General features: G+C 52.1%; 1 tRNA gene and 1 rRNA gene. Both read left to right on the forward strand.

Going from position 1 to position 353, the window contains the following annotated elements:
• Positions 1 to 73, forward strand: a 16S ribosomal RNA gene (locus ETC00_RS20405); the annotation flags it as partial.
• 156 nt (positions 74 to 229) lie between these two features.
• A tRNA-Ile gene (locus ETC00_RS20410) sits at positions 230 to 306 on the forward strand.
• Positions 307 to 353: the final 47 nt, after the last annotated feature.

Below are 353 nucleotides of genomic sequence, written 5' to 3' on the forward strand. Positions count from 1 at the left end.
GGTGGGGCAGATGATTGGGGTGAAGTCGTAACAAGGTATCCGTACCGGAAGGTGCGGATGGATCACCTCCTTTCTACGGAGCTTTGGCAAGTCAACGCTTACTCGCTGTTCAGTTTTGAGGGAGCATAACCCCCTTTGGATAAAAGAGGCGTGACAAATAGGCTTTGGGGCCCCCGAAAAGTACTCGGAATACGCTTCGAAGCATCACGTCACTTTTTGGGGTGAATTTGGGCCTATAGCTCAGTTGGTCAGAGCGCACGCCTGATAAGCGTGAGGTCGGCTGTTCGAGTCAGCCTAGGCCCACCATATTGACTCTTCGATACATATATGGGGCTGTAGCTCAGTTGGGAGAG

The sequence above is a fragment of the Brevibacillus sp. MCWH genome, assembly GCF_013096935.1.
Lineage (GTDB): Bacteria > Bacillota > Bacilli > Brevibacillales > Brevibacillaceae > Brevibacillus > Brevibacillus aydinogluensis.